Below are 13,333 nucleotides of genomic sequence, written 5' to 3'. Positions count from 1 at the left end.
CCGATCCGCAACGGAACACACTCATCCACACCTCCACCGCTGCTAGATCCGGACGTGCGGATGCGACCGGCGCTGAGCGCCCTGACTTGCCGGTCCATGCAGATCGGGCTGCGTCGGCTGTTTGGCCCGCGCCGACAAGCGGCGCTGAGCAGCACCTCCTACGTCCGCATCACAAAGCTGACCGTGTTGTCGGCGTGGATCGTCATGCCGTACGTCGGGTCGTGCGCGAGCCGGTGGTGTCGCGGGCACAGGAGCCGGCCGTTGGCGAGGTCGGTGAGCCCACCGCGGGACCAGGGGTCGTCGTGGTGGGCGTGACACCCCGACGCCGAGGTCTCGCACCCGCGAGCGGTGCAGCCACCGTCGCGCAGGCCGAGCGCGATGCGCTGGGGCCTGGTGAAGAGTCGCGCCGCACGCCCCAGGTCCAGCGGCACCGACTTCGAGTCCAGCACGACCGGGATGATCCCGGCCTCGCACGCCAACCGTCGTGCCTGGCCCGCCGACATCCGCGTGCCGTCGTCCAGCAGCGCGGTCGCGCTCTCGGCGAGCAGCTGCTCGATCGTCATCGTGACCACCACGGTGGCGTTGACCCCTGCGGTCTGCGGGGTCGCATCCACGGGGTAGCGCTCGACGTACTCGACCAGCGCCTCCCCCAGCCGCCGGCGCAGGGGCTTCCACCCGCCCGACTCGTCGCGCAGCTCGTCCTCGGTGTGGCGCGCCGGATTCGCCAGCGCCAACAGGTGCCGCTTCAGCATCGCACCGACGTGGGACGGCACCACGAAGGTCCCGCGACACCGACCCTCGCCGTCGTCCGACATGGTCAAGTCCACCAAAGCGGCGGCCCGCCGCTCCTCCGCCTCCAGCACGGCAGCCTCGTGACACTCCCCCACCTCAGGCGCGACCACGTCGAGGATCCGCTTCCCGATCTGCTTCAGCTCGCGCGCGTCGTGCTGCCGCGCGAGCCGCAGCAGCGCCTCCTCTGCATCGTCGCGGACCGAGGCCTCCACATGCGGAGGGAGGGCGTCGACCGCCTCAGCGACCACCCGCGCCTGCTCCGAGCGCAGCGCACCCGACGTCAACGCCGTCGCGACCCACGGATGCTGCTCCAGCGCCCGCCCCAGCGCCAGGTCGCGGCGCGCCTCGCGCCGCGTCGTCCTGGTCTCGACCGCCAGCCACGCCGCCGCATCCCGCAGCCCGTGCGCCTCAGCCACGTCATCGGACGCGCCCAGCACCCGCGCGAGCAGCGCGTCCAGCTGCGAACGGACCTCGGTGAGCCCCACCAGCGCCGACTGCTTCTCCCCCACCGACATGAACGCCGGCTCCACCGCCGCCACGCCCTTGAGCGCCACGCCGAGGTCGTCGGCACACTCGATGATCGGATGCACCAGGCCACCTCCTCGCACGCACTCACAGGTCCCCGCCCGGATCGGGCGGAACGGGAGAGGCATGACTGGTGGCACCGCTGCCAGGTCGTCACCCGAGAGCCGCAAGGCATCCCGCCAGCACCACGACGGGTTCTATGGATGACTGTCCCGATCCCGGGATCCCTGTCACCTCAGACGAAGGACCCGTTCCGGACCGGCGTGCTCACGCCATCGTACACCTGTTCGAAAACAGGCGCAAGAGGTCAGGCGTTCGCCGGAGGCAGGTTCTTCTTCAGCAGCCGCTTCACCCGCCGCTGCTTGCGGTCGGGGATCATCGAGCGCATCTCCTCGAGCTTGCCGAAGCACAGCAGCCGGTCCTCGCCCTCGAGCACCGTCTTGTTGCGGGGGTTGGGGATGACCTGGGTGCCGCGGTGCAGGGTCAGCACGGTGATGTCGCGCTCGTCGAGCCCGGACTCGCCGAGCTTCTTGCCCACCATGTCGGAGCCGCCGTGGACCACGATCTCGGCCACGCCGTAGCCGGTCGAGACCGTCAGGCGCTGGCGTACGTCGATGTCGGGGAAGGCGACCTGGTTGTCGATGTAGTCGATGATCGCGCCGGCGACGTCGAGCTTGGTCGCGGCCTCGATGCCCTCCAGGCCGGGTGAGGAGTTGACCTCCATCACCTGCGGACCGTTACGACCCTCGAGCATGTCGACACCGGCCACGCGCAGGCCCATGATCTGCGCCGAGCGCACCGCCACGCGCTCGAACTCCTCGTCGAGCTCGACCGGCTCGACGCTGCCGCCGCGGTGCACGTTGGAGCGGAACTCGTCGCCCTGCGCCACGCGCCGCATCGCCGCCACGACGCGGTCGCCGACGACGAGGGCGCGGATGTCGCGGCCCTTGCTCTCCTTGACGAAGCGCTGGATCAGCACGTTCTGCCGGGTGCTCTGCAGCGTCTCGATGATCGCCTCGGCGACCTTGATCGTCGGCGCGAGGATCACGCCGATGCCCTGGGTGCCCTCGAGCAGCTTGATCACCACGGGCGCACCGCCGACGCGCTCGATCGCGGGGATCACGTCGGCACGGTCCTGCACGAAGGTCGTCGCCGGCATCGGGATCTTGTGGCGCGACAGGATCTGCGTGGCGCGGAGCTTGTCGCGGCTGTTGGCGATGCCGTAGGACGTGTTCGGCGTGTAGACGTCCATCTGCTCGAACTGGCGCACGACGGCGGTGCCGAAGTAGGTGATCGAGTTGCCGATGCGCGGCAGGCACGCGTCGTACGTCGACAGCTGCTTGCCGCGGAACAGCAGGTCGGGCTCCTCCCCCGTGAGGTCGATGCCGAAGCGCAGCGTGTTGAGCACCTTGACGTCGTGGCCGCGCTCGTGAGCCGCGGTCCGCAGGCGCTGGGTGCTGTAGGAGCGCGGCGCACGGGAGAGGATGGCGAGCTTCACGGGCGTCATACAAGCACGTCGCCACCCACGCAGGACCACCTGCCAAGATGGCCCGGTGCCGAGCGACCCCCAGCAGCCCGTGACCGAGAAGGTCGTCGTCGGCTGGCGCGAGTGGGTCGCGCTGCCGCAGGCCGACGTCGAGTGGGTGAAGGCCAAGATCGACACCGGCGCGCGCTCGTCCTCCATCCACGCCTTCGACCTCAAGGCCCGCGACGTCGACGGTCAGGAGTGGGTGCGTTTCTCCATCCACCCCTGGCAGCGCTCCGACGAGGACCACGTCGAGCTCAGCCTGCCGGTGCTCGACCGCCGCGAGGTGCGCAGCAGCAACGGTCTCACCGAGCAGAGGTACGCCGTCGCGATGGACGTACGCCTCGCCGGGTGCACCATCACCACCGTCATGACGCTGAGCAACCGCGACGAGATGGGCTTCCGGATGCTCATCGGGCGCGAGGCGCTCGAGCGCGGCTTCCTCGTCGACTCCGCGCTCTCCTATGCCGGCGGGAAGCCGAAGCGCGCCGTGCGCCGCAAGAACTGGGGCAGGTAGCCCTAGCGCCGCTTGATCTCGCAGGAGCGGAGCTTCTCGCCGCTGCAGGTGTCGCTGTTGGCGTTGCCGTCGATCGTGTCGCGGCCTGTGCCGCCGACCAGCAGGTCCCTGCCCCGGCTGCCGCTGATCGTGTCCCGACCCCCGTCGCCGTAGACCTTGATCCGCGACTTCCGGGCGTCGCAGTCGAGCAGGTGGCCGTCGTCGCCGGTGCGGTAGGACTCCAGGTCGTCCTTGCCGGCACGCCCGCGGATCGTGGCCGTGCATGCGTAGAAGCGGATGTCGTCGGCCTTCTTCGTGCCCAGGACGTTCATCCGCTTCGCCCCGACGCGCACCGCGTCCCAGCCACGGAAGACGCTGCGCTGGGTCCTCCCGAAGAAGCGGTTCTCGAGCCGGCCCCTGGCCAGGTCGAGGTCGAGCCGCTTGCCGGCCCACAGGTCGACCGAGTCCTCACCCGGGCCGCCGACGTAATGGCTGCCGCGCCAGCCGATGCCGTCCGGCGCGACCAAGGTGTCGTCACCGCCGCCGAGGGCGAGCCGCAGGACCGTGCGGGCGCCGCGGTTGAGGGAGACGCCGACGTACTCGTCGCGGTCGCCGCCGACGAGGGACAGCGAGCGCGGCGCGCCGCCCTGCAGCTCGAAGCGGGTGACCTCGCCCGTCCAGGAGAGCACCGGCGCGCCGTCCTCGGTCCACGATCCCCGGGCCGCGTCGATGGCCATGTCGCCGACGCCGAGAGCCGGTCGGAGCTCGGCCGAGGCGCCGACCGCCACGCGCGACCCCGGAGCCTGGATCCCGCTCCAGTGGATCGTGTGCCCGACCCCGGCGAGGTCCAGGACGTCAGCGTTGGCGATGTCGAGCATCCCGGAGGACCACTGGTCGCCGGACTGGCCCGGGCTCCCTCCGGTCGTGGCGACGACCGTGTCGGCCTCGAGGTCCGTGCGGGTGCGGCCGTCGGTGGACCCGAGCACCACGGAGTCCCGACCGGCCGAGGCCGTGTAGTGGTCCGCGCCGCTGCCCAGCTCGGCGTCGATCGACGAGCGCGACGCCGATGCGTCCACCACGTCGTCACCCGCGCCGGTGGCGAGCATGACCACCCGGGGGAAGTCGGGGTCGGTGACGCACACCAGGTCGTCGCCGCCCAGCGTGTCGATGCCACTGGCGCCGTTGGTCACCACGACGTCGGGTCCCTCGGTGCCGGTCAGGCCGTGCTGCGAGGGCGTCCCCACGATCGTCGCCGGCCGCCCCTGACAGGTCACGGCCGCGGCGGCGTACGCCGTGGGGCTGGCCAGGAGCGAGCCGGTGAGCAGTCCGGCGGCCAGGAGCGGCAGCGGTCGCATGGGGAGTCCTTCGATCGGGTCGTCGGTCGTGTCCTGGGGGAGACGACGTACGGCCCGGAGAAGTTGCCGCCGACCTGCCCCCGCCCATCACAACACAGCGACCGGAGTGCGCGTTCGGGCCCGTTACCCTGACCCGCGTGACCATCGCCGCCGCACCCGCCAGCTCCCCGGCCGAGGTCGGCTAGTGGCGCGCGAGTCCTTCGCCATCGGCGGCATCCGCGTGCGCGCCGGCACGATGCGCTCCCTCGAGCTCCCGATCACCCGGCTCGTGACGGGGGCCGACGTCGACCTGCCGGTCCGCGTGGTGCACGGACGCGAGGACGGGCCGAGCGTGTGGATCGACGCGGCCATCCACGGCGACGAGGTCGCGGGCGTGGAGATCGTGCGTCAGGTGATGGCCGGCCTCGACGCCAAGACCTTCCGCGGGACGCTGGTCGCGGTGCCGATCGTCAACGTGCTCGGCTTCATGACCGGCGACCGCTACCTGCCCGACCGCCGCGACCTCAACCGGTCGTTCCCCGGCTCCGCCCGCGGGTCGCTGGCCGGCCGGATCGCCTACCTCTTCATGAAGGAGATCGTCGCCGGCTGCGAGGTCGGCATCGACCTCCACACCGGCTCCGACCGGCGCAGCAACCTGCCGCAGATCAGAGCAGACCTCGACGACCCCGGCACCCGCGACCTGGCCGCGGCCTTCGGCGCTCCGGTGATGCTGCACGCCAAGATCCGCGACGGCTCGCTGCGTCACGCCGCGCGCGAGCAGGGCGCGAAGGTGCTGCTCTACGAGGGCGGCGAGAACCTCCGCTTCGACTCCTACGCCGTCGACGCCGGCGTGATCGGCGTACGCCGTGTGCTGGCCGCGCTGGGCATGACCGAGCCGGTCGTCGAGCCGGCCGCCGAGCCCAGCCTGGAGTGCCGCTCCAGCGGCTGGGTGCGCGCGCGACGCACCGGCATCCTGCACCTCGACGTCGCGCTCGGGCAGAAGGTCAGCGACGGCGAGCGGCTCGGCACGCTCTTCGACTCCTTCGGCAAGACGCTGCGTGCGGTCTACGCCAACCGCGACGGCATCGTCATCGGCCGCACCGAGGCCCCCCTCGTCAACTCCGGCGACGCCGTGGTGCACATCGCCGACTGACCGTCTGGTTGGCTCGACCCATGTCGTTCGACGTCGCTGCCTTCCGTGCCCACTTCCCGTCCCTCGACTCCGGGATCGCGCACTTCGACAACCCCGGCGGCACGCAGACCCCCGCCGTGGTCGGCGAGGCCATCGCCCGCGCGATGACCGGCCCGATGTCGCAGCGCGGCGCCGCGACGGTGAGCCAGCGCAACGCCGAAGCGACCGTCGCCGGCTTCCGCTCGGCCGTCGCCGACCTGGTCGGCGGCGAGCCGGACGGCGTGGTCCACGGCCGCAGCGCCACCGCGCTGACGTACGACTTCTCCCGCACGCTGGCGCGCACCTGGTCACCGGGTGACGAGGTCGTCGTCTGCGAGCTCGACCACGACTCCAACGTGCGCCCGTGGATCCAGGCCGCGGAGCGCGCCGGCGCGACGGTGCGGTGGCTGCGGCTGGTGCCGGAGACCGGCGAGCTCGACCTCTCCTCGCTCGACGTCATCGGCGAGCGCACCCGGCTGGTCGCGCTGACCGCCGCCTCCAACCTGCTCGGCACCCGGCCGCCGGTCGAGGCCGTGGCGCGGCGCGCGCACGAGATGGGTGCGCTCGTCCACGTCGACGCGGTGCACCACACCGCGCACGCGGCGCCGGACCTGCGCACGATGGGCGCCGACTTCCTGGTGTGCTCGCCCTACAAGTTCTTCGGCCCGCACTGCGGCGCGCTCGTCGCCGACCCGGACCTGCTCGAGACGCTGCGTCCCGACAAGCTGGTGCCGTCGACCGACGCCGTGCCGGAGCGCTTCGAGCTCGGCACCCTGCCCTACGAGCTGCTGGCCGGAGTCACCGCCGCGGTCGACCTGATCGCCTCGCTGGCCCCCGACGGCGGCTCGCGGCGGTCCCGTCTGGTCGCCGCTGCGGAACTGATCGCCGAGCACGAGCTGCGCCTGCGTACCCGCATCGAGGCCGACCTGGCCGAGCTCGGCGACCACCTCACTCTCCACTCCCTGGCGGCGGACCGCACGTCGACGCTCTTCGTCACGCTGCGCGACCGGCTGCCGGTCGACGCCTACGAGTTCCTGGCGAAGCAGGACGTGCTGGTGCCGGCTGGCACCTTCTACGCCCACGAGACCTTCCGCGCCCTGGGCCTGCCCGTCGACTCGGGCCTGCGGATCGGGCTCGCGGCCTACAACGACGACAGCGACGTCGACCGGCTGCTGGCGGGCCTCGGGAGTTTCTTCTCCTTCTGACTCGTCGTCGTATCTAGGTATGTGATGTACTTAGATACATGACCGACCCACCCCGCTGGCCGACCCCGTGGGTCCGTGCCGCCCTCGACCTCGCCGTCCTGGCGAGCCTTGTCGACGGACGGCTCCACGGCTACGCCATCGCGCAGGCGCTCGCCGAGCACGGCTTCGGCCTGCTCAAGGGCGGCTCGCTCTACCCGGTGCTCAACCGGCTGGAGGAGGCCGGTGACGTCGAGGCCGCCTGGACCGAGGGGCGGGGAGGTCCCGGACGCCGGGAGTATGCGCTCACCGCGGCCGGTCGTGACCGGCTGGAGCGCGAGCTGGGCTCGTGGCGCGAGCTGGGCGAGACGTTGACGACGATGAGCAGGGGGACCACGCATGGCTGAGGCGACGCCGATCCCGGCGACGGTGAACGCCTACGAGCACGCGCGCGGAGAGGGGCTCGACGGACAGTGGGCCTTCGCCGTGTCCTGGCGACTGCTGATGAAGAACGTCGACGCCACGCTCGTCGACGAGGGCCTGCGCGAGGCGCTCGAGCTGGTTCGCGAGACCGGAGAGTCGCCCGAGGAGCTGTTCGGCTCGCCGGGCGTCCACGCGGCAGAGCTGTTCGAGAGGTGGCGCCGCGACGGTCGCCTCAATCCTGCGGCTGTCAAGGTGCCGACCTCGCGGAGCCTCGTCGCCTCGAGCCTGAAGGCCAGCGGCTGGATCGCCTTCATCATGTTCGTGCTGGAGCTCGTCGGGGGTCGAGACCTCCCGGTGGGGTTCTTCGCGCTGCCCCTCCTGCTGGGCTTCGCGACCATCGGCGGAGTCGCGTTCTGGGAGTGGGCCTCACACGCATGGGCCACCGCCCTCGTCGTGACAGTGATGACCGCAGCGACCGTGGGGATCGGCGCGGCGACCGTCGGCGTCCTCGAGGTCACCTCGGGCACCTCGCTGGGTGCGCTCACGCCCTGGCTGCTCCTGCTGGAGGCTGCGGTGCTCTGGTCGGCCGGCACCGTGGTGCTCATCCTGGTGACCGCCAAGACGTTCGCCGAGGTGCAGGACAACCCCGACGACGAGCAGTGGGTGCGCCGGTTCTCGGGGGTCCTTCGTGGGCCGGGGTGGCAGTCCGACGCCCGGGTGCGCGAGATCGTGAGGGAGGCCCGCAGCCACGCCGCCGAGTCCGGCCGCACGCTGGCGGCGGAATTCGGCCCGCCGGACGCGCACGCCATGGCGTACGGCGTGGACGTCCGGCGTCGTACGACGCTGAAGATCGCCTTGTACGCCGTCCTCGTCGCCCTCAACCTCGTGCCGATGGTCGACGGCTTCTCGTGGGCCACCACCGCGGTGGCGCTCTTCTTCACCTGGCAGGCGTGGCAGGAGTACCGGACGTACGACAGGTTCCGGTCCAGCGCCCAGGTCGCGAGCTAGCCCTCCCGGACCTGCTCCACGACCTCGTCGGACTCCGGCCCGTCCTCGTGGACGTCGGAGTCGACGTCGTCGGTGGCGACAGTGTCGCCGACGGTGGCGTTGCCCCCGGGCTGGGCGTCGAGGGCCCGCTGCCGGTCCTCCTCGCTGACCCGCTCGCCTGCCGCGGGAAAGGCGGACTCCTCCGGGTGCTCGGCGTAGGGGTCCGTGCTGTGGTCGCTGCTCATGCTCTCGACCGTACGCCGTCGACGTCGGCGTCGGCCCGCCCGCAGAGGTGTGACCGCCTCCGGACGCAGGCGCGCAGACCTTGGTCCCCTCGGCGGGGCGTGCTCACGCTGGCGGACATGCCTCCCGCCGACCAATGCCTGCGTGTCTCCCCCTGCCCGCCGTCGCACCCGGCGGCCATGATGGCGGTGTGTCCCACTGGGTGCTCCACGTCGACATGGACCAGTTCCTCGTCGCGGTCGAGCTGCTGCGCCGACCCGAGCTGGTCGGCCTCCCCGTCGTGGTCGGCGGGCGGGGCGACCCGACCGAGCGCGCGGTGGTGTCCACCGCGTCGTACGAGGCGCGGGCACACGGCGTACGCAGCGGGCTGGCGCTCAAGCTGGCCAAGCGGCGCTGCCCGGAGGCGGTCTTCCTGCCCGTCGACCGTCCGGTCTACGAGGCCGCCTCGGAGCGCGTGATGGAGACCCTTCGCGCGACACCGGGCGCGGTGGTGGAGGTGCTCGGGTGGGACGAGGCCTTCGTCGGGCTCGAGACCGACGACCCGCTCGCGGCCGCCCGAGCGATCCAGGCCGCGGTGCTCGAGGCCACCGACCTGCACTGCTCGGTCGGGATCGGCGACACGCTCGTGCGGGCCAAGATCGCCACCGACTTCGGCAAGCCGCAGGGCACCTTCCGGCTGACCCGCGACAACTGGATGGAGGTCATGGGCGCCCGCCCGACGACGGCGCTGTGGGGCGTCGGGACGAGGATCGGCGCCCGTCTGGAGGCCATCGACATCCGCACGGTGGCCGACCTCGCCGCCGCCGACACCGATGCGCTCGTCGCCGCCTTCGGCCCCGCCAGCGGCGCCCACCTCGGCCGGCTCGGACGAGGCGGCGGCCGCGACCGGCCCGACGACACCCCGTGGGTGCCCCGCGCCCACGGCCGCGAGACCACCTATCAGGCCGACCTCGTCGGGCCCGACGAGGTCCGCGCGGCCCTGGCTGAGCTCGCCGTGCGGGTCGTCGACGACGTACGGACGGAGGACCGCGCCGTGCAGCGGGTGCACCTCAAGGTCCGCTTCGCGCCGTTCTTCACCTTCACCAAGGTGCGGAAGCTGCCCGCGCCGACCAACGACGCCGACGTCATCGCCGCGACGGCGTACGACCTCTACCTCGCGCTCGACGACCAGCGGCCGGTCCGGCTGCTCGGGGTGCGGGGCGAGATGGTGGCGCCGGAGGGCGGCTACTGACGCCGGTCAGGCACGAAACGGCGGACGTCATGGCGCAGGGGGGCTACTCCGTCGCGATCGCGTCCAGCACCTTCATCCGCGAGGCGCGGATCGCGGGCACGATCGCGGCGAGCACACCGAAGATCACGGCCACCACGAGGAACACCAGCAGGTTGTCCAGCGGCAGCGACAGCTCCGTGAGGTCGTCCTTGAGCGACTGCCGCAGGACCACGCCGATCACCAGCCCCAGCACCATGCCGAGCACCGCGCCGAGCAGCGCGATCGCCACCGACTCCAGGGTGATCATCGTGCGCAGCCGGCGCCGGGAGAGCCCGACGGCGCGCAGCAGGCCGATCTCGCGGGTCCGCTCGAGGACGCTCAGCCCAAGGGTGTTGACGATGCCGATCACCGCGATGATCACGGCGAGCGCGAGCAGGCCGTAGATGACGTAGAGCAGCTGGTTGACCTGGCCGCTGATGAGCTCCTTGAACTCGACCTTGTCCTGGACCGAGAGGATCGGCAGCTCCTCGACGACGTCCTCGAGGTCCTGCTTGACCGCCGCGCGGTCGGCGCCGTCCTCGACGGTGATGCTGAGGCTGGAGTCGCTGCGCTTGATGCCGGCGTCCTCCAGCACCGACAGCGGGACCGTGATGCCACCGGTGGTGGGGCTGTCCTCGAAGACGCCCACGACCTCGACCGGGATCGTCTCGCCGCCGGGGAAGGAGACGTCGATGGTGTCGCCGGGACGCGCGCCCAGGTCGGCCGCGCGGCCTTCGCTGAGCAGGGCCTGCCGTCCCGTGATCTCCTCGGTGCCCTCGACGATGGTGAGGTCGTAGATCTCGAAGTACGCCGGGTCGACGCCGGCCGCGAAGCTCTGGTCGGACCGGCCGTCCACCTCGACGCTGACCGGGGTGCCCTGCTGGCGGGAGACGAGGTCGACGCCGTCGACGTCCTCCATGCGGTCGCCGTACTGCGCCGGGAAGCCCTGGAAGGTCGGCATCTGGACGAGGAAGTCGCTCCTGAACGCGTCGTCGACGACCTTGTCGTTGGTCGCGCTCAGCGACGAGGCGAGCACGCCGACCGCGGACACGACGGCGAGGCCGATCATCAGCGCGGAGGCGGTGGCACCCGTACGCCGCGGGTTGCGCAGCGCGTTCTCCCCGGCCAGCCGTCCGGCCGTGCCGAAGACGCGGCCGAAGACCGACCGGCACGCCAGCAGCACCGGCTTGCCGAGCACCGGGGCGAGCACGGCGGTCGTGATCACCCAGATGACCGCGCCGGCGCCGATCCAGATCGCGTCGGTGCCGGGTGCGCCGGTGAGGCCCGCGGCCGCGAGCGCGACGCCGACCACCAGGGCGATCGAGCCGAGCAGCAGGCGGCGGCCCATCCCCTTCTCCTGCACGACCAGGTCGTCGCGCATCGCGGCGACCGGCGGCACCTTGGCCGCGCGGCGGGCGGGGACGAAGGCGGCGACCATCGTGACGAGGATGCCGGTGACGTAGCCGGCCGCGATGGTGAAGGGCGTCAGCGTGAGCACCTCGCCGGCGATGTCGAGGCCGAAGGTGCGGAACAGCCCCGCCAGCGCGCGCGAGAGCCCCAGCCCCAGCAGCAGGCCGAGCGTGGCACCGACCACCGACATCAAGAACGCCTCGATGAGCACGGACCGGGTGACCTGCCGCTTGCTGGCACCGAGCGCGCGCAGGAGCGCCGACTCGCGCACCCGTTGCGAGACGAGGATCGAGAAGGTGTTGAAGATGATGAACGCACCCACCACGATCGCGATGACCGCGAAGGTGGTGAGGAAGATCGAGATGACGTCGAGGAACTGACCGATCTGGTCCTGGGTCTCCTCGACCACCTCGTCGCCGGTGACGCCCGCGAAGCCCTCGGGCACGACTGCGTCGGCGGCCGCGGCGAGCTCGGCCTGCGAGACGCCGTCGGCGGCGGTGAGCGCGACGCTGGTGAAGGCGTCCTGGCCGTCGAGGAAGATCTCCTGGGCCTCGGCCGTGTCGAGCAGCACGAGGGTGGCGCCGGCCGTGCCGCCGCCGTTGAAGTCGGCGGTGCCGACCAGGGTGAAGGTCCGGCGGGTCTCCCCGACGCTCGGCACGATCATCGTGACCTCGTCGCCGACGGCGTACGACCCGCGCTCGGCCGACGACGTGTCGAGGGTGATCTCGCCCGGCTCGGACGGCCATCCGCCGGCGGTGAGCTCGAGGATCTGCTCGCCGGCCATGTTCTCGGTCGGGGCGTAGTTGAAGGCCAGCGTCGGGGCACCCTGGCCGCCGACGAGCTTGCCGTCCTCGCCGAGCAGGAAGGAGCCGATGCCGTCGACCGAGCCGACCGCGTCCTCGACCTCCGGCAGCGCGTCGAGGGCCTCGACGTCCTCGGGCGTGATCACCTGCGTCGTGCCGACGCCGGCGTTGGCGCCCTGGATGTCACCGGCGGGACGCACCAGCCCGTCGGAGGTGGAGCCCTTGACGATGTTGTCGAAGGTCGCGTTGAGGCCCGTGCTGAAGGTCATCACGCCGGCGAGGAAGCCGATGCCGAGCACGATCGCGAGCGTGCTCATCAGCAGGCGCACCTTGCGAGCGAGCAGGTTGCGCCAGGTCAGACGGAGCATCTCAGCCCGCCGCCTTCGCGGCCGCCGCGTCCTGGAGGCCGACCATCTTCTCGAGGATCTGGTCGCGGTCGGGGTTGCGCAGCTCGTCGACGATGCGGCCGTCGGCGAGGAAGACGACGCGGTCGGTGTACGACGCGGCGACCGGGTCGTGCGTCACCATCACGACGGTCTGGCCGAACTCGTCGACGCTGCGACGCAGGAAGCCCAGCACCTCCGCGCTGCTGGTCGAGTCGAGGTTGCCGGTGGGCTCGTCGGCGAAGACGATCCTCGGCTGGCTGACCAGGGCCCGGGCGCAGGCGACGCGCTGCTGCTGCCCGCCCGACATCTCCGAGGGTCGGTGGCCCAGGCGCGGGCGCAGTCCGACGGCGTCGACGACCTGGTCGAACCATGCGCGGTCGGGCTTGCGGCCGGCGAGGTTGAGCGGCAGGAGGATGTTCTCCTCCGCGGTCAAGGTCGGCACCAGGTTGAAGGACTGGAAGACGAAGCCGACGCGCTCGCGACGCAGCGTCGTGAGGTCCTTGTCCTTGAGCTTGCCGAGCGAGGTGCCGTCGACGACGGCCTCGCCGGAGGTCGGGGTGTCGAGGGCCGCCAGGCAGTGCATGAGCGTCGACTTCCCGGAGCCCGACGGGCCCATCACCGCGGTGAACTCGCCCTGCATGAGGTCGATCGTGACGCCGTCGAGGGCCCGGACCTCCGCCTCGCCCTTGCCGTAGGTCTTCACCAGGTCGTGCGCGCTCGCTGCGACGCCCTGCGTCGCCTCCCCCAGGGTGTGCTCAGTCATGGGTGAAGTCTGGCAGGGGCCCCGAACCGGCGGCCATGGGATAAG

12 protein-coding genes are annotated in these 13,333 nt (G+C 71.7%); 6 read left to right on the top strand and 6 right to left on the bottom strand.

What is annotated here, in order from left to right; translation table 11 throughout:
• Positions 1 to 158: 158 nt before the first annotated feature.
• Positions 159 to 1,382, bottom strand: a complete 1,224-nt coding sequence (locus K4G59_RS07945; RefSeq protein WP_231250420.1) for an HNH endonuclease signature motif containing protein — start codon at positions 1,380 to 1,382, stop codon at positions 159 to 161.
• Between the two features lie 242 nt (positions 1,383 to 1,624).
• The gene (locus K4G59_RS07940; RefSeq protein ID WP_231250419.1) at positions 1,625 to 2,815 is read right to left on the bottom strand and encodes a RimK family alpha-L-glutamate ligase; all 1,191 of its coding nucleotides are present in this window, start codon (positions 2,813 to 2,815) and stop codon (positions 1,625 to 1,627) included.
• A 55-nt stretch (positions 2,816 to 2,870) separates the two neighbouring features.
• Between K4G59_RS07940 and K4G59_RS07935 the strand changes: the two genes are divergently transcribed.
• A complete protein-coding gene (locus K4G59_RS07935) occupies positions 2,871 to 3,359 on the top strand; it encodes an ATP-dependent zinc protease family protein (RefSeq protein ID WP_231250418.1) in 489 nt (162 codons plus the stop codon).
• A 2-nt stretch (positions 3,360 to 3,361) separates the two neighbouring features.
• Here the strand turns inward: K4G59_RS07935 and K4G59_RS07930 are convergent, their stop codons facing one another.
• The gene (locus K4G59_RS07930) at positions 3,362 to 4,693 is read right to left on the bottom strand and encodes a hypothetical protein (RefSeq protein ID WP_231250417.1); all 1,332 of its coding nucleotides are present in this window, start codon (positions 4,691 to 4,693) and stop codon (positions 3,362 to 3,364) included.
• 184 nt (positions 4,694 to 4,877) lie between these two features.
• Here K4G59_RS07930 and K4G59_RS07925 point away from each other — a divergent pair, with 184 nt between their 5' ends.
• From K4G59_RS07925 to K4G59_RS07910, 4 genes are read left to right on the top strand one after another with little or no spacing between them, the layout of a single operon-like run.
• Positions 4,878 to 5,825 carry a succinylglutamate desuccinylase/aspartoacylase family protein gene (locus K4G59_RS07925; protein WP_231250416.1) on the top strand — a complete coding sequence of 316 codons (948 nt, stop codon included), beginning with the start codon at positions 4,878 to 4,880 and terminating at the stop codon, positions 5,823 to 5,825.
• A 20-nt stretch (positions 5,826 to 5,845) separates the two neighbouring features.
• Complete coding sequence (locus K4G59_RS07920) at positions 5,846 to 7,048, top strand: cysteine desulfurase-like protein (protein ID WP_231250415.1); 1,203 nt, start codon at positions 5,846 to 5,848, stop codon at positions 7,046 to 7,048.
• 38 nt (positions 7,049 to 7,086) lie between these two features.
• The gene (locus K4G59_RS07915) at positions 7,087 to 7,431 is read left to right on the top strand and encodes a PadR family transcriptional regulator (RefSeq protein WP_231250414.1); all 345 of its coding nucleotides are present in this window, start codon (positions 7,087 to 7,089) and stop codon (positions 7,429 to 7,431) included.
• Positions 7,424 to 8,455, top strand: coding sequence for a hypothetical protein (locus tag K4G59_RS07910; RefSeq protein WP_231250413.1), 1,032 nt, complete (start codon positions 7,424 to 7,426; stop codon positions 8,453 to 8,455). Before K4G59_RS07915 ends, K4G59_RS07910 begins: the two co-directional genes overlap by 8 nt.
• Here the strand turns inward: K4G59_RS07910 and K4G59_RS07905 are convergent.
• Entirely contained in the window at positions 8,452 to 8,679 is a 228-nt protein-coding gene (locus K4G59_RS07905) for a hypothetical protein (protein ID WP_231250412.1), read from the bottom strand. The two genes, K4G59_RS07910 and K4G59_RS07905, sit on opposite strands and share 4 nt — an antisense overlap.
• A 188-nt stretch (positions 8,680 to 8,867) precedes the next feature.
• On the opposite strand from K4G59_RS07905, the gene K4G59_RS07900 reads away from it, so the two are divergent.
• Complete coding sequence (locus tag K4G59_RS07900; protein WP_231250411.1) at positions 8,868 to 9,908, top strand: DNA polymerase IV; 1,041 nt, start codon at positions 8,868 to 8,870, stop codon at positions 9,906 to 9,908.
• A 43-nt stretch (positions 9,909 to 9,951) separates the two neighbouring features.
• On the opposite strand, the gene K4G59_RS07895 is transcribed toward K4G59_RS07900, so the two are convergent.
• A complete protein-coding gene (locus tag K4G59_RS07895) occupies positions 9,952 to 12,507 on the bottom strand; it encodes an ABC transporter permease (RefSeq protein WP_231250410.1) in 2,556 nt (851 codons plus the stop codon).
• A gap of 1 nt (position 12,508) precedes the next feature.
• Positions 12,509 to 13,288, bottom strand: coding sequence for an ABC transporter ATP-binding protein (locus tag K4G59_RS07890; protein WP_231250409.1), 780 nt, complete (start codon positions 13,286 to 13,288; stop codon positions 12,509 to 12,511).
• Positions 13,289 to 13,333 lie beyond the last annotated feature (45 nt).

The sequence above is a fragment of the Nocardioides furvisabuli genome, from assembly GCF_021083185.1.
GTDB lineage: Bacteria > Actinomycetota > Actinomycetes > Propionibacteriales > Nocardioidaceae > Nocardioides > Nocardioides furvisabuli.
The sequence above is the reverse complement of the archived record's forward strand: the minus strand, read 5'-3'. Positions and strand labels throughout refer to the sequence as shown.

Excerpts from the sequence above, each read along its gene's own strand:
- K4G59_RS07905 (WP_231250412.1), bottom strand. The coding sequence starts at position 8,679 with ATGAGCAGCGACCACAGCACGGACCCCTACGCCGAGCACCCGGAGGAG.
- K4G59_RS07915 (WP_231250414.1), top strand. The coding sequence starts at position 7,087 with ATGACCGACCCACCCCGCTGGCCGACCCCGTGGGTCCGTGCCGCCCTC.
- K4G59_RS07890 (WP_231250409.1), bottom strand. The coding sequence starts at position 13,288 with ATGACTGAGCACACCCTGGGGGAGGCGACGCAGGGCGTCGCAGCGAGC.
- K4G59_RS07930 (WP_231250417.1), bottom strand. The coding sequence starts at position 4,693 with ATGCGACCGCTGCCGCTCCTGGCCGCCGGACTGCTCACCGGCTCGCTC.
- K4G59_RS07920 (WP_231250415.1), top strand. The coding sequence starts at position 5,846 with ATGTCGTTCGACGTCGCTGCCTTCCGTGCCCACTTCCCGTCCCTCGAC.
- K4G59_RS07895 (WP_231250410.1), bottom strand. The coding sequence starts at position 12,507 with ATGCTCCGTCTGACCTGGCGCAACCTGCTCGCTCGCAAGGTGCGCCTG.
- K4G59_RS07910 (WP_231250413.1), top strand. The coding sequence starts at position 7,424 with ATGGCTGAGGCGACGCCGATCCCGGCGACGGTGAACGCCTACGAGCAC.